A 24,048-nucleotide genomic window follows, 5' to 3' on the forward strand; every position below is an offset into this window, starting at 1 on the left:
CTCCACGGGGTTCGCTGTCGTGGAGCAACCTTAGGAGTGTCGGGTGGGGGCATCAATCAAGCGCGGCGCGTGATCGTTACGCCTGGAGTAACGATTACGCCAAGCCTGCATCTACCAGCAGTTTCTCCAGCGCCAGCAGATCCGGCACCTTCGCCACCTGTTCCCCGACCTGCACCGCCGCCTGCTCCAGCGCACACAGCGGCACGTCGACATAACTCAACTGGCTGTCGAGCTTGTACGAGCGTGGAATCCCCTGCACCAGCAAGGCAATGAAGCGCAGCGTCGGCAATCCGCCGAGGGCGTTGAGGATGACGATCCGGGCCCGTTCGCCGATGACGATCTTGTTGCCGCACGCCGACTCGAAACTCAGCAGCGGTATCTGCCGCTCGCGCCAGGTCACCCGGCCCAGATACCACGGCGGTGTATCGAGATCAAAGGCACTGGACTGGTAGTCGATCAGCTCGGCCACGGCGACGTTGGGCAGGATCAGGTTGCGATCGGCCAGCGGCAACAGCAGCCCGGTGAGCTGGCTGCTGCGTTGGTTATGACGCCGCTCATGCATGTTTTTTGCTCCACAGGGCAATGCTTTCGAGCAGCACCGATTCCTGGTACGGCTTGCCGAGGTAGTCGTTGACGCCGATGGCCATGGCGCGGTCGCGGTGTTTCTGGCCTGTGCGCGAAGTGATCATGATGATCGGCAGGTGTTGCAGGCGTTCATCGTGGCGCACCTGGGTCGCCACTTCGAAGCCGTCCATGCGCGGCATTTCGATGTCGAGCAGCATCAGGTCGGGCATGTGTTCTTCGAGCAGCAGCATCGCATCGACCCCGTCCTTGGCAGTCAATACGTTCATGCCGTGGCGTTCGAGCAGACGGCTGGTGACCTTGCGCACGGTGACTGAGTCGTCGACCACCAGCACCAGCAGCGGCTTCTGTGGTTCGCTCTCGATTTCGTGACCGGCCGGACGCTGCGGCAATCGCGCCTGCATCGCGCGGATCGGCGCCAGCAGATCGAGGATCAGCACCACCCGGCCATCGCCGAGAATTGTCGCCCCGGACACACCCTGCACCGCCGCGAACTGCGGGCCGAGGCTCTTGACCACAATCTCGCGGGTGCCGGCCATGGCGTCGACCTGCACCGCGATGTGCCGGTCGTTGCACTGCACCAGCAGCACCGGCAGCGGCAGGCTCTGGCCCAGCAGTTTCGGCCGTGGCGCGGTTTTCAGCAGCTCGCCCAGATAGCACAGTTCATAACGCTGGCCGCCGTACCCGTAGCGCGGCGGATCGTGACGGAAATGCCCATCCAGTTCATTCGGCAACACGCGGACGATGCCGTCGATGGTGTTCAACGGAATTGCGTATTGATCCTCACCGCACTGCACCATCAGCGCACGGTTGACCGACACGGTGAACGGCAGGCGAATGCGGAAATGCACGCCCTGCCCCGGCACCGAATCGATGCTCATGGTGCCGCCCAGTTGCCGCACTTCTTCGTGGACCACGTCCATGCCCACGCCGCGCCCGGAAATCTGGGTGATTTTCTCGGCCGTGGAGAAGCCCGGTTGCAGGATGAACTGCAACACTTCGCGGTCGCTGATTTCCGCGTTCGGTGCCAGCAGGCCGCGCTTGATCGCCTTGCGCCGCACCGCGTCCAGCGGCACGCCAGCGCCGTCGTCGCGGATGTCGAACACGATGTCGCCGCCCTCACGGGACAGGTCGAGGCTGATCTGACCCTGAGCCGGTTTGCCGGCAGCGAGTCGCACCTCGGCGGGCTCCAGACCATGGTCGACGGCGTTGCGCAGCATGTGCTCCAGCGGCGCCGCCATACGTTCGAGAACGTTGCGATCCATCTCGCCTTCAGCGTTGCCGACGGTGAAGGCCACGTCCTTGTTCAGCTCTTCGGCAACCTGACGAACGATGCGCTTGAGTCGCGGCAGCATGCGCTCGAACGGCACCATGCGCGTGCGCATCAGGCCTTCCTGCAATTCGGTGTTGATCCGGCCTTGCTGTTGCAGCAGGTTCTCGGCGTCGTGGGTGCGCCGGTCGAGGGTTTCCTTGAGGTCGAGCAGGTCGGAGGCGGATTCAAACAACGCCCGGGACAACTGCTGCAACTGCGAATGGCGATCCATTTCCAGCGGATCGAATTCTTCGTAGCCCAGACGTTCGGCGTCCACTTGCTGACGGCTGAGAATCCGCCCCTGGGTTTCTGTGTCGAGCCGGCGCAACTGGTCGCGCATACGCTCGATGGTGGTTTCCATTTCGTTCAGCGCGGTCTGCGCATCGCTGACCTGTTGCTCGATACGCCCACGGAAAATCGAAGTTTCGCCCGCGAGGTTGACCAGCTCATCCAGCAGTTCGGCGGAGACCTTGACCATGTCCGCGCCGGCCTCGGCAGCGGGCGCGGCGGGTTCGCTCTTCAAGGGCACAGGCAGTATCGGCGCAGGCGTTTCCACCGCCACCGGGTGGCTGAAATTCTGGATCGCGCCGATCAGTCGATCCGCCGGCGGGCATGGCTGGCCGGCGCGCACCGCATCGAGCATCTGCGCCAACCGGTCATGGCCGCGCTGCAACAGGGCAAACAGTTCGGCGCTGCTTTGCAGGGTGCCGGAGGACAGACTTTCGTAAAGGTATTCCAGCTCATGGGCGAGGTCGCCGATCGGGCCGATTTCCACCATCCGCGCGCCGCCCTTGAGGGTGTGCAGATCGCGCAGCAGGGTTTCCACTTCCTGGCGGTTGCCGGGTTCAGCCTGCCAGCGCAGCAGCGCGGCGCCGGAGTTTTCGATGATATCGAAACCTTCTTCGAGGAAGATTTCCAGCAGCTCCGGGTCGTGTCCGGCGCCTTCATGACTGGCGGCCTCCGGCGGCGTCTCGGAAGCGCCTGACTGGCCCTGACGGAACTGGCGGATCGCGTCGATCAGGTCCAGCGCCGGTTTCAGCGGCTGATGGTCATGCAACTGATCGAGGTACAACGCCAGTCGCTCATGGCTTTGCAGCAACAGTCGCCCCAACGCATCGCTGTGGTTGTAGCGGCGATCCACCAGACCTTCGTAAAGGTTCTCCAGCTCCTGGGCCAGGTCGCCGACCGCCTCGACCTCGGCCATCCGCGCACCGCCCTTGAGGGTGTGCAGGTCCCGCTGCAGCGACGACAGCGGCGCGCCGTTTTCCGGTTCGTTCAACCAGCGCTGCAAGGCCTGTCCGGCGCTGTCGAGGATGTCCACCGCCTCTTCGAGGAAGATCTCGACGATCTCGTCATCCGCGCCGATCCCGCTGGTGCTTTTTTGCAGTTCGGCAGTGGCGCTGCCCAGTTCGGAAATGCTCAGGGTCCGACTGCCGTCGCTGCGGATCAGGCCCATGGCCGACGGGTCGAGGCCTTCGTCGAGCAGTTCGTGCAGCGCACGGATACGCTGGGGTTGCGGGGTGATTTCCTGGCCGGCGGCGAGCTCGTCGAGCATGTTGATCAGCGCTTCATGGGCCTGCTGCGCCTCATGGAAAAACCGCTCGCTGACCGCCAGGCTGCTTTCTTCCACCGCGCCGTACAAATCCAGCAAGGCTTCGCACAACACGTCCACCGGCAGCAGATCCGCCAGGTGCGCGGCCTCGCCAAGGGTCGTCAGTTCATCCAGCAGCGCACTGAGTTCCTGACGCTCGCCGGGATGCTGCTGCCAGCGCTGCAAGAGGTTTTCGGCGTCGAGCAGGATGTCCATGCCCTGGGCCAGGAAGTTGTTGATCAGCTGCGGATCGCGCTTGACCCGCAGGCTGCTGCTCGGCGCGTTAAGGATGGATTCCAGCCGTTCGCTCAGCAGGGTTTCGGTACGCTTGATCAGCGACTGCGCACCGACAATCGGTGCCAGCGGATCGTGCTTGAGCTGACGCAGACCGACGCGAAACAGGCCTTCGGCTTCCAGCAGCAACTCCACTTCGTCGAGGTCCAGGGCCAGTTGGTGGGCCTTGAACTCCCGGGCCAGTTTGTCCAGCGGCGCCGCCAGTTCGGCGATCGGCAATACACCGGCCATCGAGGCGCTGCCCTTGAGGGTGTGCAGCGCACGTTGCAATTCATCGCTGGCCTGCAACGGCACGTGTTCGGCGGCCTGATCGAGGAAACGGTTGAGGCTGGCGAGGTGGGTTTCAGCTTCGTTGCGGAAAATCTCCAGCAACAGCGGATCGAGCGCCGCGACGTCTTCCATGTCTTCGGCCGGCAGCGGTGTGTCGCCCTTGGCCAATGCATGGGCCCGAGCCGCGAGGTGATCGACATCCTGGCGCTGACGCTGACCATTGATGGCGAATTCGGCGATCAGGTCCGGCAGCAACAGCAGCGTATCGGCCAGCAATTGCTGCACCGCCGGCGACGGTTCAACGCTGTGTTCCAGCACACGGTTGAGCAGGTTTTCCACCGCCCAGGCCAGTTCACCGAGTACCAGCGCACGGACCATGCGCCCGCTGCCTTTCAGGGTGTGGAACGCCCGGCGCAGCTCACTAAGGGCTGCGCGGTCCTGCGGATCGGCGGTCCAGCGCGGCAGGTAGTCGCGCAGGACATCGAGCACTTCCTCGGTCTCTTCGAGGAACACTTCACGCAACTCATCATCCACCGGTTCTTCATCGGCCGGCGGTGGCAGCAGGCTGCCGGGCGTGGTCAATGCGGGCGGGTTGACCGCCGACACCGGGCTGGCCAGCACATCGGCCAGCGACTGGGCGATTTGTGGATCATCGAGTTCCTGCAGGTCCTGCATGACCAGCGCTTCGCTGGGGCTGAGCACATCCTCGAGCATGGGCACATGCTGTTCGCTGGGCGGCTCGTCAGGAAAGTAGCCGAGACGGGCCAGGCTCTTCTGCGCAACATCCAGCAATTGCTCACTCGGTGCCTGCGGGTCATCGGTCAGGCGTTCGAGGTAATACTCGAGACTGGTGATGACATCGGCGAGGTTATCCAGTTGCTGCCAGCCCGGCTCGTGGGGATCGAGCAGCAGATGCTCGCGGATGAAGCCGTTGCAGGCTTCCAGCAGGCTCGCCGCACGGGTCAACGGAATCATCGCCAGCGCGCCACGCACCTGGGTCAGCAGCGCCGGCAAGGGTTGCAGCTGCTGGCGATCCCAGTCGGCGTCGATGTAGTCGACGATCATGTCCTTGGCCTGTTGCAGGCAGATGCGTGCTTCCTTGATCACGATCTGGTGGATCTGCGTCAGGTCGGTGGTCGGCAGGCGCGAGCCTTCCGGGCTTTCCGGTTCCACCGTGCCGACCATCCCGGCCAGCGTCGCTTCGACGTAGAGCAAGGCACCGGCGACATCCATCAGCGTGGCGTCGTTCGGTTCGCGCTGGCCCTGGGCGAGGCTGAGCACCACCGCCAGTTGATCGATGATGACCTTGCGCGGCTGGCCAAAACCGAGCACCGCGAGGGTGTCGGCGATCTGCCGCAGCGGCGCCAGCAGGCTGTCCAGATCCGAGGTGTGCTGGCGGTCGCTGCGCACGAACAGGTCGAGGCGCTCCTTGACCCGCACCAGCTCTTCGCACAACGCCGCGAGCACCGAGCGCATCGCATCGCGGTCGGGGCCGGCCAGGCGCGCGCGTTCTTCGTCGACCATCGCGCTGTCGGGCAACGCGTCGTCCAGAGAGTAGCGATCTTTCATGGTCAGCATCTGCCCGGTGGGATGTTCGGCTTTGGCAATATAGAACAGCAGGCTTTTGAACAGCTCGGGCGGCGGTGGCTGGTTGAGGCCGGCCATGCCTTGTTCGAGCAGGCGCTTGAGTTCCTTGTCGGCGTCCTTGAACAGGCTGCGCAGGGCCGGGCTGTTGGCGATCCGGCCTTCGCGCATGCCTTCGACCAGCGCCGAGGCGACCTGCCACAACGGACTCAAGGGTGAATCGCCACTCAAGGCTTCGAGGCGGGTGAAGACTTTGCTCAGATAACCGAGGTGCGTCTGGTCGTCCTGTTCGCGGAGCAAGCCTACCAACGCCATCTGCAACATTTGCCGCAACTTGCGCAGCACATTGGGCAGTTCCGCCGGTTCCAGCAGGGCCAGTGCTTCAGGGCTCAGCGGAGGCAACTCCGGCAATTGCGGGCTGAACAGGCTGGTCTCGGACAACAGGCTTTCGCCCCGGGCGCTGCGCAGATCGTTGATCAGCGGCAGCACCACCAGCGGCAAGTCACGGCGTGCACTTTGCACGCGGTCGAGGTAGGTCGGCAGTTGACCGAAGGCCTGCAACAGCAGGTGCAAGGCTTCGTCGCGGTGGCTGACACGGTCGTTCTGCAGGGCTTCGACCAGATGCTCCATCTCTTCGGCGAGCAAGGCCGCGCCATAGAACTCGACCATCTGCAGACTGCCGTGGACCTGATGGATGCACGCCAGGCACTCGTCCAGCCCGGGCACCGACTGCGGATCGTCGAGCACGGCTTCGATGGCCTGATGCGCCTGCCTCAGCGTTTCGGCAATTTCGCCCTTGACCCATTCGAGGGCCACGTAGTCGTGCCGGTCGCCCATAGCCACTCCGCTCGACATGATCTCGCCCGCAGGCCTCACGCCTTGCCCGTGGCGGGCGTAGCCGCCGCCGGCAAGGTGAACCCGGACACCGAACGCCGCAACTGACTGGCCATTTTCGTCAGGTTGCCGATGCTTTCGGCGGTGGCCGTGGAGCCGGACGAGGTCTGCGAGGTGATCTGCTGGATCACGTTCATCGTCAGGGAAATCTGCCCGGCCGAAGACGTCTGCTGCTGCGCCGCGTTGGAAATGCTCTGGATCAGAGCCGCGAGGGTCTTGGACACGCCTTCGATTTCTTCCAGGGCCACACCGGCATCCTGCGCCAGCCGCGCGCCGCGCACCACTTCGGTGGTGGTCTGTTCCATGGAAATCACGGCTTCGTTGGTGTCGGTCTGGATCGCCCGCACCAGCGTCTCGATTTGCCGGGTCGCGGCGGACGAACGTTCGGCCAGCCGCTGCACTTCGTCGGCAACCACGGCAAAACCGCGCCCGGCGTCACCGGCCATCGACGCCTGAATCGCCGCGTTGAGGGCGAGGATGTTGGTCTGGTCGGCAATGTCATCGATCAGGCTGACGATGTCGCCGATTTCCTGGGACGACTCGCCCAGGCGCTTGATGCGTTTGGCGGTGTCCTGGATCTGTTCGCGGATGTTGTCCATGCCGTGGATGGTGTTGTGCACCACCTCGTTGCCCTTGTTGGCGATTTCCACCGAACGCTCGGCCACCGCCGAGGATTCGGCAGCGTTGGCCGACACCTGATCGATGGACTGGGCCATGTCGTTGATCGCGGTCGAGGCTTCGGAAATCTGCTGGGCCTGATGCTCCGAGGCCTGGGCCAGGTGCATGGCGGTGGCCTGGGTTTCCTGCACGGCGGCGGCGACCTGGCCGGCGGTGAGGTTGATGGTCGCCACCAGGTCACGCAACTGGTCGACGGAATAGTTGATCGAATCGGCGATGGTCCCGGTGAAGTCTTCGGTCACCGAGGCGGTCACCGTCAGGTCGCCGTCGGCGAGGTCTTCGATTTCATCCAGCAGACGCATGATCGCGTTCTGGTTGCGCTCGTTCTTCTCAGCGGTTTCGCGCAACTGACGGTTGGTTTCCCGGACCATGACCATGCCGATCAGAATGATCGACGCCAGTGCCAGCAGGCCCAGCACGTAGCCGCCGATGGTGTCGGTGCTGCGCCCGCCGGCGAGGTTTTCGAAACCGGTGGCCAGGTGCGAGGCTTCGTCGAGCAGGGTCTGCGACAGGCTGAAGATGTTGGTGGCGGACTCGCGGACCTTGAACAGCTCCGGCGAGGTCTCGAGGATTTCATCCACCGAACCGGAAACGAACTGGAACAGCTCGGCGATTTCGCTCAGGCGCGCACGGGCATCACGGTCCTCGACCTGGCTGATCTTCAGCGTCGGGTTGCCTTGCAGCATGCCGTTGAGCACCTGACCGAAGCGCGTGGCGTCACGGCCGAAGGCATCGGCGGCCTGTTGCGAGTTTTCATCGCCGGAGAGCACGGTGTTGACCGCGCCGAGAATCCGCTCGGCCAGCAGCGACTGACGCTGGGCCATCGCCACCTGCGCCGCCGGGGCGCCGCGTTGCAGGAGGATCTCGACGACCTTTTCGTATTCGATCTGCAACTGCGGCACGGTTTCGGCGAGGGTTGCGGCGACCTGATGCAGGGACAGCACAGTCTGTTCGCTGGACAGGATGGCGTCGGTGTTTTTCAGCAGGCGTTCCCAGTCCAGCTGCACGGCGCGCATTTCCGGGCGAACGGTGGACGGTGCCGGCGGCAGGCCGGTGGCCGGGTCGCCCTTCTTCAGATACCCCCAGCGCTGGGCGAAATCGTTGCGCGCATCGCTGAGCAGCTTGAACGCGGCGGCCTTGCCGGCGGCGGCTTCGGTGGCGTTCTTGGCGATCCGCTGGGACAGCACCCGCAGCTCTCCGGCGTGACCGATGTACTGTTTGTCGTAGTTGGCCTGGGTGTTGAGGTAAGCGAAATTGGCGAACAGCAGCATGATGAACACGATCAGCGCGATGAACAGCACGATGATCTGCGAGCGGCTGCGCGAGCCTTCTGCGGGCTTGCTGGTTTTTGCTTTGATCATCGGTCCTCGCCTGTTAAACCGCGACGTGCATGAAACTCGGTGACTGCGCCAGCGCAAACAGGCTGAACACTCGCCAGTTCTGCTCGCGCCGGAAATAGCCTTTGACGAACTCGCCCTTGGAGCCTTGCCGTTTACGGATCGAGACGGGTTCGAAGCTGTCCTGCTCGAAGTGCTGCAAGCCGAAAACCTCGTCGACCAGCACACCGGCAAACACGTCCTGATGCTCCACGACCAATACCCGCCGCTGCTTGCGCATCGGTGACAGCTCATGGCCGAAGAATCCGCACAGGTCCATGATCGGCAACAACCGCCCGCGCAGATTGGCGACGCCCTTGACCCAGGGCTTTACCCCCGGCATCTGGGTGAAGCGCGGCTCGGGCAGCACTTCGCTGACCTCGCCCATCGGCGCGACGTACCAGTGCTCGCCGAGGCGAAAGCCGATGCCGCTCCAGCGATCCTGGCGCGCGGGTTGCGACGGCAGGTCCGCCGCCAGCAGGCGACAGCGCTGGTCGATCTGCCACAACAGTTCGAACGCGGTCAGCGACTCGCTCATGGCGGCGCGATCAACCGGCCAGCACGTTGTTCAGGGTCTTGATCAGCGTGTCTTCGTCGACCGGTTTGGTCAGGTAATCCCTGGCGCCCTGGCGAGTGCCCCAGACCTTGTCGGTTTCCTGATCCTTGGTGGTGATGATGATGACCGGGATGTGGCTGGTTTCAGCGTCCTTGGTCAGTTGGCGGGTCGCCTGGAAACCGTTGAGGCCGGGCATGACGATGTCCATCAGCACCGCGTCGGGTTTTTCCTGACGGGCCAGGGCCACGCCGTCGGCGCCGTTTTCGGCTTTCAACACTTCGTGGCCGTGCTTTTCCAGCATGCCGGTCAGTTTGTACATTTCGGTCGGCGAGTCATCGACGATCAGAATACGTGCCATGGTCTTCCCCATTTTTTCTTGTCGACACCGGGCCCGCTGGCCGAGCGTCACTGTGCGTGTCTTACTGCGGCAAATCAGCGGCAAAGCCCGGAACATGGGCCGCAATCGCGTCGAGCAGTTCTTCCTTGCTGAAAGGTTTGGTCAAAAATTGATCGGAACCGACAATCCGCCCCTTGGCCTTGTCGAACAGCCCGTCGCGGGACGACAGCATGATCACCGGCGTCGCCTTGAAGGCACTGTTGTTCTTGATTAAAGCGCAGGTCTGATAACCATCCAGACGCGGCATCATGATGTCGACAAAAATGATCCCGGGGTGGTTGTCGGCGATCTTCGCCAGGGCGTCGAAACCGTCGATCGCCGTGATGACTTCGCACCCTGCATTTTTCAACAGGGTCTCGGCGGTGCGACGAATCGTTTTCGAGTCGTCGATCACCATGACCTTCAAGGCGCTGGACTGCTGTTCCATAAGGGGGCTCTACCGTCGCCTTTGCGAATCAATTTGTCCGTTTTGCGATGACTGATGGCTGGAAACCCTTGATGTTCAAGGGCCAGCACGGCTGGGAGCCTTTTTAGCACAGTCTCCTGACGCAATCTATCGACGGGTTTTTCCTTGACCGAAAACCCGCCCGGAGCCACTCTGGCGGCACTTTTTTCATACCGATCCGGTAGCCAATTTTCGAGGAAAACCCAATGAGCGTTCGCGTCGGGATAGTCATGGACCCAATTGCCAGCATTTCCTATAAAAAGGATAGCTCGCTGGCCATGCTGCTGGCGGCGCAGAAGCGCGGCTGGGAACTGTTCTACATGGAACAGAAAGACCTTTATCAGGGTGAAGGTCAGGCACGGGCACGGATGAAGCCGCTGAAAGTCTTCGCCAACCCGGAAAAGTGGTTCGAACTGGGCGCCGAACAGGATTCCCTGCTGAGCGACCTGAACGTGATCCTGATGCGCAAGGATCCGCCATTCGACATGGAGTTCGTCTACTCCACCTACCTGCTCGAACAGGCCGAAACCGCCGGCGTACTGGTGGTCAACAAGCCGCAGAGCCTGCGCGACTGCAACGAGAAACTGTTCGCTACGCTGTTCCCGCAGTGCACGCCGCCAACCGTGGTCAGCCGCCGCGCCGACGTGCTGCGTGAATTCGCCGCCAAACATGGCGATGTGATCCTCAAGCCGCTGGACGGCATGGGCGGTACTTCGATCTTCCGTCACCGCGTCGGCGATCCGAACCTGTCGGTGATTCTGGAAACCCTGACCGCCCTCGGCACCCAGCAGATCATGGGCCAGGCCTACCTGCCGGCGATCAAGGACGGCGACAAGCGCATCCTGATGATCGACGGCGAGCCGGTGGATTACTGCCTGGCGCGGATTCCGGCCCAGGGTGAAACCCGTGGCAACCTCGCCGCCGGCGGCCGTGGCGAAGCCCGTCCGCTGACCGACAAGGATCGCTGGATTGCCGCTCAGGTCGGCCCGACCTTGCGCGCGAAGGGCCTGCTGTTCGTCGGCCTGGATGTGATCGGTGAACACCTGACCGAAATCAACGTCACCAGCCCGACCTGCATCCGCGAGATCGACAATGCCTTCGGCACCGACATCGGCGGGATGCTGATGGATGCCATCGAGAAAAAGCTGCAAGCTTGATGCACATCACATGCAGCCTGTCGCTTGATGCTTGAAGCCCAAGGCGTGAAACCAACATTGCGTTATCATGCGCGGCCTGTGAAAAACGCGATGTTGGTTTTCTTGTCATGACACTTCCGTCCGATCTGCCTGCTGAACTCGCCCACCGCGGCGTGCGCCCGGTCGATCGCCTCGGATTTACCCTGTTTCTCGCGGCGTTGATCCATCTGGCGCTGCTGCTCGGCGTGGGATTCACCATGGTCGAGCCCAAGCAGATCAGCAAAACCCTGGAAATCACCCTCGCCACCTTCAAGAGCGAAACCAAGCCCAAGAAGGCCGACTTCCTCGCTCAGGAAAACCAGGAAGGCAGCGGCACCCTCGACAAGAAGGCGATCCCCAAGACCACCGAGGTCGCGCCGTTCCAGGACAATCAGGTCAAGAAAGTCACCCCGCCACCGGCCGCCAAGCCGGAAGTGCAGGAAGCCGCGCCCAAGGCTGCGGTGACCACCGTCGCGCCGAAGCCGAAAAAGGCGCCGACCAAGAAAGAAGAAGCCAGGACCGAGACCAAACCGACGGTCGACGCCCCGACTTTCGACAGCTCGCAGCTCTCCAGCGACATCGCCAGCCTCGAAGCCGAACTGGCCAACGAACAACAGCTGTACGCCAAGCGCCCGCGCATCCATCGCCTGAGCGCGGCCTCGACCATGCGCGACAAGGGCGCCTGGTACAAAGACGAATGGCGCAAGAAGGTCGAGCGCATCGGCAACCTCAATTACCCCGAAGAAGCCCGGCGCCAACAGATTTACGGCAATTTGCGTCTGATGGTGTCGATCAACCGCGACGGTTCATTGTATGAAGTGCTGGTGCTGGAATCTTCCGGCCAGCCACTGCTGGATCAGGCGGCGCAGCGCATCGTGCGGCTGGCTGCACCTTTCGCACCGTTTACCGGGGATCTATCGGACATCGACCGGCTGGAAATCATCCGCACCTGGAAATTCGCCCGGGGCGACCGGCTGTCCAGCAACTGAGCCGATCTTTTGACCGCTCCAGCTTGTCAGTTCGCCCCCCGAACGCCACACTACCGCACATGAAAAACGTCAGCCCCAGCTACCTCAAGCATCACTTCCTGATCGCCATGCCACACATGGCCGACCCGAACTTTGCCCACACCTTGACCTACATCGTCGAGCACACGGCCAATGGCGCAATGGGGCTGGTGGTCAACCGACCGCAAGAGCTGAATCTGGCCGACATCCTCGAGCAACTGCGCCCGGACATCGATCCGCCAGCGCTGTGCCAGCATGTACCGATCTTCATCGGCGGCCCGGTGCAGACCGATCGCGGTTTTGTCCTGCATCCAGCGGGCAAGACGTTCCAGGCCACCGTCGAGCTGGACGGCGACCTCGCACTGTCCACCTCGCAAGACGTGCTGTTCGCCATCGCTGACGGCGTCGGCCCGGCCAAAAGCCTGATTACCCTCGGTTACGCCGGTTGGGAAGCCGGGCAACTGGAGGCTGAAATGGCCGACAACGCCTGGCTGACCTGCCCGTACGACGCCGACATCCTGTTCAACACCAGCAGCGAACTGCGCCTGGAAGCGGCGGCCAAGCACCTGGGGATCAACCTCAACCTGCTGACCAGCCAGGCAGGGCACGCCTGATGGCCCTGCGCCTGATCCTCGGCTTCGACTACGGCACCAAACAGATCGGCGTGGCGGTCGGCCAGGTGATTACCGGCCAGGCTCGCGAGCTGTGCACCTTGAAGGCGCAAAACGGTGTGCCGGACTGGAATCAGGTCGAAGCCCTGATAAAGGAATGGAAACCCGATGCCGTGGTGGTCGGCCTGCCGCTGAACATGGACGGCACGCCCAGCGAGATGTGCGCCCGCGCCGAGAAGTTCGCCCGTCGCCTCAACGGCCGCTACAACCTGCCCTTCTATACCCACGACGAGCGCCTGACGACCTTCGAAGCCAAGGGCGAGCGACTGGTGCGCGGCGGGCAGAAAGGCAGTTACCGCGACAACCCGGTGGACGCCATCGCCGCCGCCCTGCTACTGCAGGGCTGGCTCGACGAAAACACCGCACTGTTTGAATCCTGACAAGCGCTACGGCGCTTTTCTTTTGGCTACAACCCGAGCCCCGGTTCGCGAGAACCGGCTCGACCCCGAGAAGGAGCAACCATGAGCCTGCCCAATCCCGCCGATCTGATCAGCCAGATGGCGACACGCCTCAAGGCGCACCTTGCCCAGCGTGGTATCAGCGAACCGCGTTACATCGGCATCCGCACTGGCGGCGTCTGGGTCGCCCAGGCCCTGCTCGAAGAGCTGGGCAGCGATGCGCCACTGGGTACGCTGGACGTTTCCTTCTACCGCGACGACTTCAGCCAGAACGGCCTGCACCCGCAAGTGCGCCCGTCCGCCCTGCCCTTCGAGATCGAAGGCCAGCATCTGGTGCTGATCGACGACGTACTGATGAGCGGCCGGACCATCCGCGCCGCCATGAACGAACTGTTCGACTACGGCCGCCCGGCCAGCGTGACGCTGGTCTGCCTGCTGGACCTGGACGCCGGCGAACTGCCGATCCGCCCGAACGTGGTTGGCGCGACGCTGTCGCTGGCCGCCCACGAGCGGGTCAAGCTGTCCGGCCCGGAACTGGCCCTCGAACTGCAAGACCTTGCCCTTTAATCCGCCCTATTGAGAGTCCCCTTCGCGATGACGCCTCTAGATACCAAGCGCCCGCTGCAGCTCAATGATCAGGGCCAGCTGCGCCACTTCCTCTCGCTCGACGGCCTGCGCCGCGAGTTGCTGACGGAAATCCTCGACACCGCCGACTCGTTCCTCGAAGTCGGTGCACGGGCCGTGAAGAAGGTCCCGTTGCTGCGCGGCAAGACCGTGTGCAACGTGTTCTTCGAAAACTCCACCCGCACCCGCACCACCTTCGAACTGGCGGCCCAGCGGCTGTCGGCGGACGTGATCACCCTGAACGTGTCGACCTCGTCGGCCAGCAAGGGCGAAACCCTGCTCGACACCCTGCGCAACCTCGAAGCCATGGCCGCCGACATGTTCGTCGTGCGCCACGGTGACTCGGGCGCCGCGCACTTCATCGCCGAGCATGTCTGCCCGCAGGTGGCGATCATCAACGGCGGCGACGGCCGTCATGCCCACCCGACCCAGGGCATGCTCGACATGCTGACCATCCGTCGGCACAAGGGCAGCTTCGAAAACCTCTCGGTGGCTATCGTCGGCGACATCCTACACTCGCGGGTGGCGCGCTCGAACATGCTCGCCCTGAAGACCCTCGGCTGCCAGGACATCCGTGTGATCGCACCGAAAACCCTGCTGCCGATCGGTATCGAGCAGTACGGCGTGAAGGTCTACACCGACATGACCGAAGGCCTGAAGGACGTCGACGTGGTGATCATGCTGCGCCTGCAACGTGAGCGCATGACCGGCGGCCTGCTGCCGAGCGAGGGCGAGTTCTACCGCCTGTTCGGCCTGACCACCGCGCGTCTGGCCGGCGCCAAACCCGATTGCATCGTCATGCACCCGGGGCCGATCAACCGTGGCGTGGAGATCGAGTCGGCGGTGGCTGACGGCCCGCACTCGGTGATCCTCAATCAAGTCACCTACGGCATCGCGATCCGTATGGCCGTGCTGTCCATGGCCATGAGCGGACAAACCGCGCAGCGTCAATTCGAGCAGGAGAACGCCCAGTGAAGCTCAGCATTCTCGGCGCCCGCGTCATCGATCCAAGCAGCGGCCTGGATCAAATCACCGATATTCACGTTGAAGCCTGCAAGATCGTCGCCCTCGGAGCGGCACCGGCCGGTTTCACCGCCGTGGAAACCATCGACGCCCAAGGCCTTGTCGCCGCTCCGGGCCTCGTCGACCTGAACGTTGCCCTGCGCGAGCCGGGCTACAGCCGCAAAGGCACCATCGCCAGCGAAACCCGCGCGGCGGCGGCCGGTGGCGTGACCAGCCTGTGTTGCCCGCCGAAGACCAAACCGGTGCTCGACACCTCCGCCGTGGCCGAGCTGATCCTCGACCGGGCCCGCGAGGCCGGCAACACCAAGGTGTTCCCGATCGGCGCCCTGAGCAAAGGTCTGGACGGCGAACAACTGGCCGAGCTCGTTGCCCTGCGCGACGCCGGTTGCGTGGCGTTCGGCAACGGTCTGGAGAGCTTCCGCAACACCCGCACCCTGTGCCGGGCGCTGGACTACGCGGCAACGTTCGACCTGACGGTGATTTTCAACTCCCAGAATCACGACCTCGCCGACGGCGGCCTGGCCCACGAAGGCGCCACCGCCAGCTTCCTCGGCCTGCCGGGTATCCCGGAAACCGCTGAAACCGTGGCCCTGGCCCGGGACCTGCTGCTGGTCGAGCAAACCGGCGTGCGTGCCCACTTCAGTCAACTGACCAGCGCTCGTGGCGTGGCCCTGATTGCCCAGGCCCAGGCCCGTGGCCTGAAAGTCACGGCGGATGTCGCCCTGTATCAGCTGATCCTGACGGACGAAGCGCTGATCGACTTCAGCAGCCTGTATCACGTGCAACCACCGCTGCGCACCCGCGCCGACCGCGACGGCCTGCGTGAAGCGGTGAAGTCCGGGGTGGTCTCGGCGATCTCCAGCCATCACCAGCCCCATGAACGCGATGCGAAACTGGCACCGTTCGGCGCGACCGAGCCGGGCATCAGCAGCGTCGAACTGCTGCTGCCGCTGGCGATGACGCTGGTCGAGGATGGTCTGCTGGACCTGCCGACCCTGCTGGCACGCCTGAGCACCGGCCCGGCCGAGGCCCTGCGCCTGCCGGCAGGCAAGCTGGCAGTGGGTGGCGCGGCGGATATCGTGCTGTTCGATCCGAAGGCCTCTACCGTGGCCGGCGAGAGCTGGCTGTCGAAAGGCGAGAACTGCCCGTTCCTCGGTCACAGCCTGCCGGGTGTGGTGCGTTACACGTTGGTGGATGGCCGGATCAGCCATCAGGCATGAAGACTGGAGGTAGCAGGCTGCAATGGCCTGCTACCTCTTGAACTTCATTTGATAGCGACAAACATCCTTATTGGAAAAGTTTCGCTCAAAGTCACTGTTCGCAACATCAAATCTCCCTCACCGGTCTCCTGCCGTTAGATCTGCACCAAGTGGCGCAGGAAAGCGGCTACCCGCCATAAAGAAATCTCCGACGTTTTACACCCGCCCTGTAAAAACAGCCGCGAAACAATCAGAAACAGCCTACAAAGTTCTCGTAGGTAACATCTACATAGAGTCATTAACATAAAACCGTCAGAAGGATAACTAATACCCACAAGGATGAGCACATGAAAAATGGACTTACGCTTCCCCCTATTATCACCAGAGGTACAACAGGAAACTCTGGCGGTTTTACAGTCGACTCCGGATTCAGATGGGGGACCTATGCAACAGCAGATTGGCAGGGCGCAGGAGAGGCCATCATCACCCATGACGGTCAAACCTATTCACTGCCACTGAGCAATGGTCCCGTAATAACCTCAGCAGAAATGGATATGTTTCATGCCTGGCTCGAGATGAAATCCGGAATCAAAGCCTTCACCTATGAACTGCAAATGGTGAACAAGGCAATTAACAACGATGCTCTGGGTGGAATCCGCGACCTCTGGAGGATCACGGAAAGCGACAACTACTTACTGAACAGTTCCACCATTATCAGCCATGGTTATTTCAAGAACAAAGTCATTAACTTCAGCTTGGCTGACTCATTTGCGGCACAGCAAAAACTAAGCCCCATAGAAGCACTGATCAAAGTCGCAGCGACGGCTCCGTACAACGTGAATTACGAAACGCTCACAACCGAGCTTTCCGGAGGTACCTTCAGCCCGATCAAAGCCTTCGCTCATTATCTCTGGGGAAATGGTGAGAGGATGAGGGTCAACATCAACAACATTGGCCTGAACGTCAGAGCCAATGAATTGCCATTATTGGCAAGCTCTATTGCAAGCACTCGAGAAGCTGGTACTTATTACTTGTCCGACCCCAGAATTCCTTACGCTACCATCAATGACAGCAACGTCACCGGAGCTTATCTAGGAAGAATAACGATAAAGATGGAGGGAAACTTCATCAGAGACAACACAGGATCCTGGGTTTTCGATGGCGTTATCAGAGCATATACTGACACTTACGACTTCGACGCAAGCAACCGATCAACTGCCCTTGAGTTATTAACGACAGCAGGCAGAGTATTTTCTGGAACACATTACGAAATCGACATTTTTGGTGAGCATAAAATAAGGCTAAGCGGAACTGGGTTTAATCCTGCCCAGTAAGCTTCAGCATTCTTACAGACATCCGAACGATGGAGAGCGAATGGACAGGACCTGCAGATTATTGAGATATCTATACCCGACCGCTCTCGTACTTACATCTGGCGCAGGAGTGCTCGTACTAATAGAAAATCTCAAATCAGAAACTTATGACATAAGCCAGGATACAATCGGCTTGCCCATTGGTGTGACGCTGATGATTTTCCTGACACTTGCACTAATGCACCTACTGCAGATTCTCCTATTAGGCTGGGCACACACCAATTCGCTCAGAGGTCTGTTATTGAAAATATCAGCCTACTTGATAGCGACACTATCGCTATTGATTCTGGTTGACAGGATTGTGTACTGGTCCATGCCCCATCACACCGTCATTGCAATACTTTATGGTGTCACTGCCCTTATGTTTGTCGCTTTCCAAATGCAAACCTTCGCGCAATCGAAATAGCACAGATGCAAAACCGGAAGTCGAAGGGGGACCTGCCAGCGCACGAACTGCGCCGGCGGTTCTCCCCTCGCCATCACTTACTGAAAGGCGCCCCGCCCTTCGGCGTTTCGCACCGACACTTGATCGTTCAGCGTCCAGAAGTCATACAGCACGCCCAGAAAGAACAAGCCGCCGGTCAGCAGGTACAGCAAGCCTGTGATCCACTTCCCCTGATACATCCGGTGCACGCCGAACGCGCCGAGGAATGTCAGCAGAATCCACGCCACGTTGTATTCGATTGGCCCCGCCGCAAAGCGCAGGTCCGCTTCCCGGTCCATCGCAGGGATCAGGAACACGTCGATCAGCCAGCCAATTCCCAGCAATCCAAAGGTGCAAAACCAGATCGTCCCGGTCACCGGCTTGCCGTAATAAAAGCGGTGCGAACCGGTAAAACCGAAGATCCACAACAGGTAACCGATCACCTTGCTATGGGTGTCCTTTTCCTTCACTTGTGGCAGTTGATAGCGGTTCATGAAGACCTCGATACACGCGATAGATAAATTTTCTTTAATTCTTTGTGACTTTTTTACATGTAGCCGACGTACGGCAAATGCTACCTTGTGGTCCGTCAAAGCCTTATAGCACCTGACTTCTGTCCGACAATTGCGTCTATTTGCCGCTTGTTTGGTTCCGTTGCCCGCCTTTTGAATCGACCAACGGCCTCGGAAGTGACAAAAAAGCTGTTATAAAGTTGCGCGCTAACACATAAGAGCCCTGCCTAATGCGTCCATTTTTCAAGACATGGCTAACTATTTGCCTATTAATGCCACTGGCCGCCCACGCCACCAATCGTGAGCAACGTCTTCCCAACGTCAACGGTTTCACTCCCAAATCCCATGCCTCTGCTCCGTCGAACAAAGGCAAGCAAACGAAACACACCACGCTCGCCAGCAAGGGTCACGGCAAGCTGGTTCCACCGATGGCGAACAAGGAAAGCAGCAACGTCCTCAGTCGTGCGGTGAACGTCCTCGGTACACCTTACCGTTGGGGCGGCAGCAGCCCGAGTAAAGGTTTCGACTGCAGCGGCCTGGTGAAATACGCGTTCAACGACGCGACTTTCGACCTGCCCCGCACCTCGAATGCCATGGCCAGCGGTCATGGCGAGAAAGTCGAGCGCAAGGATCTCAAGCCTGGCGACCTGATTTTCTTCAACATCAAGAGCCGTCGGGTCAATCACGTTGCCATCTACCTGGGCAACGACCGCTTCATCCACGCACCGCGCCGTGGCAAAGCGGTGAGCATCGATACGCTGAACAAGCCGTATTGGGAACAGCATTACGTGGTTGCCAAGCGCGTGCTGCCGAAAGAACCGGGCGGCAAGCAGATGCGCGTGGTTCAACGCTGATCCTTGCAGATCACAAAAAACGCAGCCCTCGGGCTGCGTTTTTTTTCGCCACTAGAAATTATCCGGCGTCCGCGCCTTCTCCCGCGCATGTTCGCGACTGATCAGGCCCTTGGTCACCAGATCTTTCAGGCACATGTCGAGTGTCTGCATCCCCAGCGACCCGCCGGTCTGAATCGCCGAATACATCTGCGCCACCTTGTCCTCGCGGATCAGGTTCCGGATCGCCGACGTTCCCAGCATGATCTCGTGGGCCGCCACCCGGCCACCGCCGATCTTCTTGATCAGCGTCTGCGAGACCACGGCCAGCAACGACTCGGACAACATCGAGCGCACCATCGACTTCTCGTCCCCTGGAAACACGTCCACCACCCGGTCAATGGTCTTGGCCGCCGAGGTGGTGTGCAGCGTGCCGAACACCAGATGCCCGGTTTCCGCAGCGGTCAGCGCCAGGCGGATGGTTTCCAGGTCGCGCATCTCGCCCACCAGGATCACGTCCGGGTCCTCACGCAGCGCTGAACGCAACGCCGTGGCAAAACTGCGGGTATCGCGGTGGACTTCACGCTGATTGATCAGGCATTTGCGCGATTCGTGGACGAATTCGATGGGGTCTTCGATGGTCAGGATGTGGTGATGACGGTGAGTGTTGAGGTAATCGATCATCGCCGCCAGGGTGGTGGACTTTCCGGAGCCGGTCGGCCCGGTCACCAGCACCAGCCCGCGCGGGGCGTCGGTGATCTTGCGAAAGACATCACCCATGGCGAGGTCTTCCATGCTCAGCACTTTCGACGGGATGGTGCGGAACACGGCGCCGGCGCCACGGTTCTGGTTGAAGGCGTTGACCCGAAAGCGCGCCACACCCGGCACTTCGAAGGAAAAGTCGGTTTCCAGATGTTTCTCGAACTCCACCCGCTGGGTGTCGTTCATGATGTCGTAGAGCAGCTCGTGCACCTGTTTGTGATCCAGCGCCGGCAGATTGATTCGCCGCACATCGCCGTCCACACGGATCATCGGCGGCAGTCCGGCCGACAGGTGCAGGTCGGAAGCGCCCTGTTTGGCGCTGAAGGCCAGCAGTTCAGTGATATCCATAGCGTCCCTCAATTCCAGTAGAATGCCGCGAACCTTCAGACCGCTGGCGCCTCTTGATGTCCACGATAGCAGACAACATCTCACTGGTTAGTTCGCGCATTCAGGCAGCCGTCAAAGCCGCCGGCCGCGATGAAAACAGCGTCCAGCTGCTGGCCGTGAGCAAGACCAAACCCGCCCAAGCCCTGCGCGAAGCGTACGCCGCCGGCCTGCGCGACTTTGGCGAGAACTATCTGCAGGAAGCCCTGGGCAAACAGCTCGAACTGGCCGACCTGCCCTTGATCTGGCACTTCATCGGCCCCATTCAGTCGAACAAGACCCGCTCGATTGCCGAGCACTTCGCCTGGGTGCACTCCGTGGATCGCCTGAAAATCGCCCAACGCCTGTCCGAGCAACGCCCGGCGGATCTACCGCCACTGAACATCTGCATTCAGGTCAATGTCAGCGGTGAGGCCAGCAAGTCCGGCTGCACCCCGGCCGACCTGCCGGCCCTGGCCGAGGCCATCAGCGCCCTGCCGCGCTTGAAGTTGCGCGGGCTGATGGCGATTCCCGAGCCGACCGAAGATCGCGCCGAGCAGGATGCCGCATTCGCCGCCGTCCAGACATTGCAGGCCGGCCTCGATCTGCCGCTCGACACACTTTCCATGGGCATGAGCCACGACCTCGAGTCGGCCATTGCCCAGGGCGCTACCTGGGTCCGTATCGGTACGGCCCTGTTTGGCGCCCGCAACTACTCCCAATCTTGATGATTTCCAGATAAGGACCTGACATGAGCAACACGCGTATTGCGTTTATCGGTGCCGGCAACATGGCCGCCAGCCTGATCGGCGGCCTGCGGGCCAAGGGTCTGGAAGCCGCACACATCCGCGCCAGCGATCCGGGCGAAGAAACCCGCAACCGGGTCAGCGCCGAGCATGGCATCGAAACCTTCGCCGACAACGCCCAGGCCATCGACGGCGCCGACGTTGTCGTGCTGGCGGTCAAGCCGCAGGCCATGAAAGCCGTGTGCGAAGCCATCCGCCCGAGCCTGAAGCCGAATCAACTGGTGGTGTCCATCGCCGCCGGCATCACCTGCGCCAGCATGACTGCATGGCTTGGCGAGCAGCCGATCGTGCGTTGCATGCCCAACACCCCGGCACTGCTGCGTCAGGGCGTGAGCGGCTTGTACGCCACCGGCGAAGTGAGTGCCGAACAGCGCCAGCAGGCTGAAGAGCTGCTGTCCGCCGTGGGCATCGCCCTGTGGCTGAACGAAGAGCAGCAACTGGACGCGGTCACCGCCGTCTCCGGTTCCGGCCCGGCGTATTTCTTCCTGCTGATCGAAGCCATGACCGCCGCCGGCGTCAAACTCGGCCTGCCGAAGGAAACCGCCGAGCAACTGACCCTGCAAACTGCACTGGGCGCCGCGCACATGGCGGTTTCCAGCGACGTCGACGCCGCCGAACTGCGCCGCCGCGTGACCTCGCCAGCGGGCACCACGGAAGCCGCGATCAAATCGTTCCAGGCCGGCGGCTTCGAAGCCCTGGTGGAAAAAGCACTCGGCGCCGCCGCGCACCGCTCGGCCGAGATGGCCGAACAACTGGGCAAATAAGGAGCCTTACATGATTGGATTGAACACCGCAGCGGTCTACGTGCTGCAAACCCTCGGCAGCCTGTACCTGCTGATCGTGCTGCTGCGCTTCGTCCTGCAACTGGTACGGGCGAACTTCTACAACCCGCTGTGCCAGTTCGTGGTCAAGGCCACCCAACCGCTGCTCAAGCCACTGCGCCGGATCATCCCGAGCCTGTTCGGCCTGGACATGTCGTCGCTGGTGCTGGCAATCCTCGTGCAGCTGGCGCTGATGGCGCTGACCCTGCTGCTGACCTACGGCACCACCGGTAATCCGTTGCAACTGTTTATCTGGTCGATCATCGGCGTGACCGCGCTGTTCCTGAAGATTTTCTTCTTCGCCCTGATCATCAGCGTGATCCTGTCGTGGGTCGCTCCGGGCAGCCATAACCCGGGCGCCGAACTGGTCAACCAGATCTGCGAACCGGCCTTGGCGCCGTTCCGCCGCTTCCTGCCGAGCATGGGCGGCCTGGACCTGTCGCCGATCTTCGCCTTCCTCGTGCTGAAGCTGATCGACATGCTGGTGATCAACAACCTAGCGGCGATGACGATGATGCCGGAAATCCTGCGCCTGTTGATGTGAGCTGGTTTCGTTGGGACGGTGACGACCTGATCCTCGAGTGTCACCTGCAACCGGCAGCCCGCAGCGATGACTTCGCCGGGCTGCACGGTGATCGCCTGAAAATCCGCCTGACCGCCCCGCCGGTCGAGGGCAAGGCCAATGCGTACCTGATGGGGTTTCTGGCCAAGGCTTTTGGGGTTTCCAAGAGTCAGGTCAGTTTGCTCAGCGGTGAGTTGAACCGGCAGAAGCGGGTGAAGATCTGCTCGCCGAAGAAACTCCCGGATTTACCCGGTTTAGCTCTTCCTTGATCGCTCCCACGCTCCGCGTGGGAACGAGCGCAAATCAGGCCTGATCGTTGCTTGCCGCTGGGGGCAGCGGTCTTTAGACTTACGCCTCATTTCAACGAGAGCAGGGTCGATGCCAGCTGCCTTTCCCCCCGATTCTGTTGGTCTGGTGACGCCGCAAACGGCGCACTTCAGCGAACCGCTGGCCTTGGCCTGCGGCCGTTCGCTGGCTGCTTATGACCTGATCTACGAAACCTACGGCACGCTGAACGCGCAAGCGAGCAACGCCGTGTTGATCTGCCACGCCTTGTCCGGCCACCACCACGCCGCCGGCTACCACAGCGTCGACGACCGCAAGCCCGGTTGGTGGGACAGCTGCATCGGCCCCGGCAAACCGATCGACACCAACAAGTTCTTCGTGGTCAGCCTGAACAACCTCGGCGGCTGTAACGGTTCCACCGGCCCGAGCAGCCTCAACCCGGACACCGGCAAGCCGTTCGGCGCCGATTTCCCGGTGCTGACCGTGGAAGACTGGGTGCACAGCCAGGCACGCCTCGCCGACCTGCTCGGCATCGGCCAGTGGGCCGCGGTGATCGGCGGCAGCCTCGGCGGCATGCAGGCGCTGCAATGGACCATCACCTATCCGGATCGCGTTCGCCACTGCCTGGCCATCGCCTCGGCCCCCAAGTTGTCGGCGCAGAACATCGCCTTCAACGAAGTGGCGCGCCAGGCGATCCTCACCGACCCGGAATTCCACGGCGGCTCGTTCCAGGAACAAGGCGTGATCCCCAAGCGCGGCCTGATGCTGGCGCGGATGGTCGGGCACATCACCTACCTGTCCGACGACTCCATGGGCGAAAAATTCGGTCGTGGCCTGAAGAGCGAAAAGCTCAACTACGACTTCCATAGCGTCGAGTTTCAGGTCGAAAGCTACCTGCGCTATCAGGGCGAAGAATTCTCCGGGCGTTTCGATGCCAACACCTATCTGTTGATGACCAAGGCGCTGGATTACTTCGATCCGGCAGCGAACTTCGACGATAACCTGGCGAAAACCTTTGAAGGCGCGAAAGCCAAGTTCTGCGTGATGTCGTTCACCACCGACTGGCGCTTCTCCCCGGCCCGCTCGCGGGAACTGGTGGACGCACTGATGGCTGCGCGCAAGGACGTCAGCTACCTGGAAATCGACGCGCCCCAGGGCCACGACGCCTTCCTGATTCCGATCCCGCGCTATTTGCAGGCATTCGGCAATTACATGAACCGAATTACGGTGTGAA

At 61.7% G+C, this 24,048-nt stretch carries 22 protein-coding genes; 14 read left to right on the forward strand and 8 right to left on the reverse strand.

The features are described from left to right. Positions 1–94 precede the first annotated feature (94 nt). The 6 genes from IF189_RS26590 to pilG all read right to left on the reverse strand — a co-directional run bounded on the left by IF189_RS26590 (position 95) and on the right by pilG (position 9,961). Positions 95–562, reverse strand: a complete 468-nt coding sequence (locus tag IF189_RS26590) for a chemotaxis protein CheW (RefSeq protein WP_096817632.1) — start codon at positions 560–562, stop codon at positions 95–97. Further along, on the reverse strand, positions 555–6,470 hold the full coding sequence (locus IF189_RS26595; RefSeq protein ID WP_192552492.1) for an Hpt domain-containing protein: 5,916 nt from the start codon (positions 6,468–6,470) through the stop codon (positions 555–557). Before IF189_RS26595 ends, IF189_RS26590 begins: the two co-directional genes overlap by 8 nt. A gap of 35 nt (positions 6,471–6,505) precedes the next feature. Further along, a complete protein-coding gene (locus tag IF189_RS26600) occupies positions 6,506–8,566 on the reverse strand; it encodes a methyl-accepting chemotaxis protein (RefSeq protein ID WP_085709085.1) in 2,061 nt (686 codons plus the stop codon). Between the two features lie 13 nt (positions 8,567–8,579). Beyond that, positions 8,580–9,119, reverse strand: coding sequence for a chemotaxis protein CheW (locus IF189_RS26605; protein ID WP_085709084.1), 540 nt, complete (start codon positions 9,117–9,119; stop codon positions 8,580–8,582). A 10-nt stretch (positions 9,120–9,129) separates the two neighbouring features. Then, the gene (gene pilH, locus IF189_RS26610) at positions 9,130–9,495 is read right to left on the reverse strand and encodes a twitching motility response regulator PilH (RefSeq protein ID WP_011336365.1); all 366 of its coding nucleotides are present in this window, start codon (positions 9,493–9,495) and stop codon (positions 9,130–9,132) included. Positions 9,496–9,556: 61 nt separating this feature from the next. After that, positions 9,557–9,961 carry a twitching motility response regulator PilG gene (gene pilG / locus IF189_RS26615; protein WP_085709083.1) on the reverse strand — a complete coding sequence of 135 codons (405 nt, stop codon included), beginning with the start codon at positions 9,959–9,961 and terminating at the stop codon, positions 9,557–9,559. A 224-nt stretch (positions 9,962–10,185) separates the two neighbouring features. Between pilG and gshB the strand changes: the two genes are divergently transcribed. The 8 genes from gshB to IF189_RS26655 all read left to right on the forward strand — a co-directional run bounded on the left by gshB (position 10,186) and on the right by IF189_RS26655 (position 17,410). Beyond that, positions 10,186–11,136 carry a glutathione synthase gene (gene gshB / locus IF189_RS26620; protein WP_114886081.1) on the forward strand — a complete coding sequence of 317 codons (951 nt, stop codon included), beginning with the start codon at positions 10,186–10,188 and terminating at the stop codon, positions 11,134–11,136. 107 nt (positions 11,137–11,243) lie between these two features. Then, positions 11,244–12,143 (forward strand): energy transducer TonB, encoded by a 900-nt coding sequence (locus IF189_RS26625; RefSeq protein WP_192552493.1) that lies wholly within the window; start codon positions 11,244–11,246, stop codon positions 12,141–12,143. A gap of 59 nt (positions 12,144–12,202) precedes the next feature. Beyond that, on the forward strand, positions 12,203–12,775 hold the full coding sequence (locus IF189_RS26630; RefSeq protein WP_134828394.1) for a YqgE/AlgH family protein: 573 nt from the start codon (positions 12,203–12,205) through the stop codon (positions 12,773–12,775). Beyond that, positions 12,775–13,212 (forward strand): Holliday junction resolvase RuvX, encoded by a 438-nt coding sequence (gene ruvX / locus IF189_RS26635; RefSeq protein WP_085709079.1) that lies wholly within the window; start codon positions 12,775–12,777, stop codon positions 13,210–13,212. Before IF189_RS26630 ends, ruvX begins: the two co-directional genes overlap by 1 nt. Before the next feature lie 81 nt (positions 13,213–13,293). Continuing rightward, positions 13,294–13,797, forward strand: coding sequence for a bifunctional pyr operon transcriptional regulator/uracil phosphoribosyltransferase PyrR (gene pyrR / locus IF189_RS26640; protein ID WP_114886085.1), 504 nt, complete (start codon positions 13,294–13,296; stop codon positions 13,795–13,797). Positions 13,798–13,824: 27 nt separating this feature from the next. Further along, the gene (locus IF189_RS26645; RefSeq protein WP_025109148.1) at positions 13,825–14,829 is read left to right on the forward strand and encodes an aspartate carbamoyltransferase catalytic subunit; all 1,005 of its coding nucleotides are present in this window, start codon (positions 13,825–13,827) and stop codon (positions 14,827–14,829) included. Continuing rightward, positions 14,826–16,097 carry a dihydroorotase gene (locus tag IF189_RS26650; RefSeq protein WP_192552494.1) on the forward strand — a complete coding sequence of 424 codons (1,272 nt, stop codon included), beginning with the start codon at positions 14,826–14,828 and terminating at the stop codon, positions 16,095–16,097. The genes IF189_RS26645 and IF189_RS26650 overlap by 4 nt, the downstream gene beginning before the upstream one ends. 326 nt (positions 16,098–16,423) lie before the next feature. Then, positions 16,424–17,410, forward strand: a complete 987-nt coding sequence (locus tag IF189_RS26655) for a lipid II-degrading bacteriocin (protein WP_134828396.1) — start codon at positions 16,424–16,426, stop codon at positions 17,408–17,410. Between the two features lie 522 nt (positions 17,411–17,932). On the opposite strand, the gene IF189_RS26660 is transcribed toward IF189_RS26655, so the two are convergent. Beyond that, complete coding sequence (locus IF189_RS26660) at positions 17,933–18,367, reverse strand: NINE protein (RefSeq protein ID WP_192552495.1); 435 nt, start codon at positions 18,365–18,367, stop codon at positions 17,933–17,935. Positions 18,368–18,615: 248 nt separating this feature from the next. On the opposite strand from IF189_RS26660, the gene IF189_RS26665 reads away from it, so the two are divergent. Next, a complete protein-coding gene (locus IF189_RS26665) occupies positions 18,616–19,239 on the forward strand; it encodes a C40 family peptidase (RefSeq protein ID WP_085709074.1) in 624 nt (207 codons plus the stop codon). 51 nt (positions 19,240–19,290) lie between these two features. Here the strand turns inward: IF189_RS26665 and IF189_RS26670 are convergent, their stop codons facing one another. Continuing rightward, positions 19,291–20,325 (reverse strand): type IV pilus twitching motility protein PilT, encoded by a 1,035-nt coding sequence (locus IF189_RS26670; RefSeq protein ID WP_192552496.1) that lies wholly within the window; start codon positions 20,323–20,325, stop codon positions 19,291–19,293. A 56-nt stretch (positions 20,326–20,381) separates the two neighbouring features. On the opposite strand from IF189_RS26670, the gene IF189_RS26675 reads away from it, so the two are divergent. The 5 genes from IF189_RS26675 to metX all read left to right on the forward strand — a co-directional run bounded on the left by IF189_RS26675 (position 20,382) and on the right by metX (position 24,047). Then, positions 20,382–21,068, forward strand: a complete 687-nt coding sequence (locus IF189_RS26675; protein ID WP_192552497.1) for a YggS family pyridoxal phosphate-dependent enzyme — start codon at positions 20,382–20,384, stop codon at positions 21,066–21,068. A 23-nt stretch (positions 21,069–21,091) separates the two neighbouring features. Beyond that, positions 21,092–21,910 (forward strand): pyrroline-5-carboxylate reductase, encoded by an 819-nt coding sequence (gene proC, locus IF189_RS26680; protein ID WP_085731569.1) that lies wholly within the window; start codon positions 21,092–21,094, stop codon positions 21,908–21,910. Positions 21,911–21,920: 10 nt separating this feature from the next. Continuing rightward, on the forward strand, positions 21,921–22,511 hold the full coding sequence (locus tag IF189_RS26685) for a YggT family protein (protein ID WP_134828399.1): 591 nt from the start codon (positions 21,921–21,923) through the stop codon (positions 22,509–22,511). Then, on the forward strand, positions 22,508–22,798 hold the full coding sequence (locus tag IF189_RS26690; RefSeq protein ID WP_134828400.1) for a DUF167 domain-containing protein: 291 nt from the start codon (positions 22,508–22,510) through the stop codon (positions 22,796–22,798). The genes IF189_RS26685 and IF189_RS26690 overlap by 4 nt, the downstream gene beginning before the upstream one ends. Positions 22,799–22,907: 109 nt before the next feature. After that, complete coding sequence (gene metX / locus IF189_RS26695; RefSeq protein ID WP_085731566.1) at positions 22,908–24,047, forward strand: homoserine O-succinyltransferase MetX; 1,140 nt, start codon at positions 22,908–22,910, stop codon at positions 24,045–24,047. Position 24,048 lies beyond the last annotated feature (1 nt).

The sequence above is a fragment of the Pseudomonas sp. IzPS59 genome (assembly GCF_014863505.1).
Classification (GTDB): domain Bacteria; phylum Pseudomonadota; class Gammaproteobacteria; order Pseudomonadales; family Pseudomonadaceae; genus Aquipseudomonas; species Aquipseudomonas kribbensis.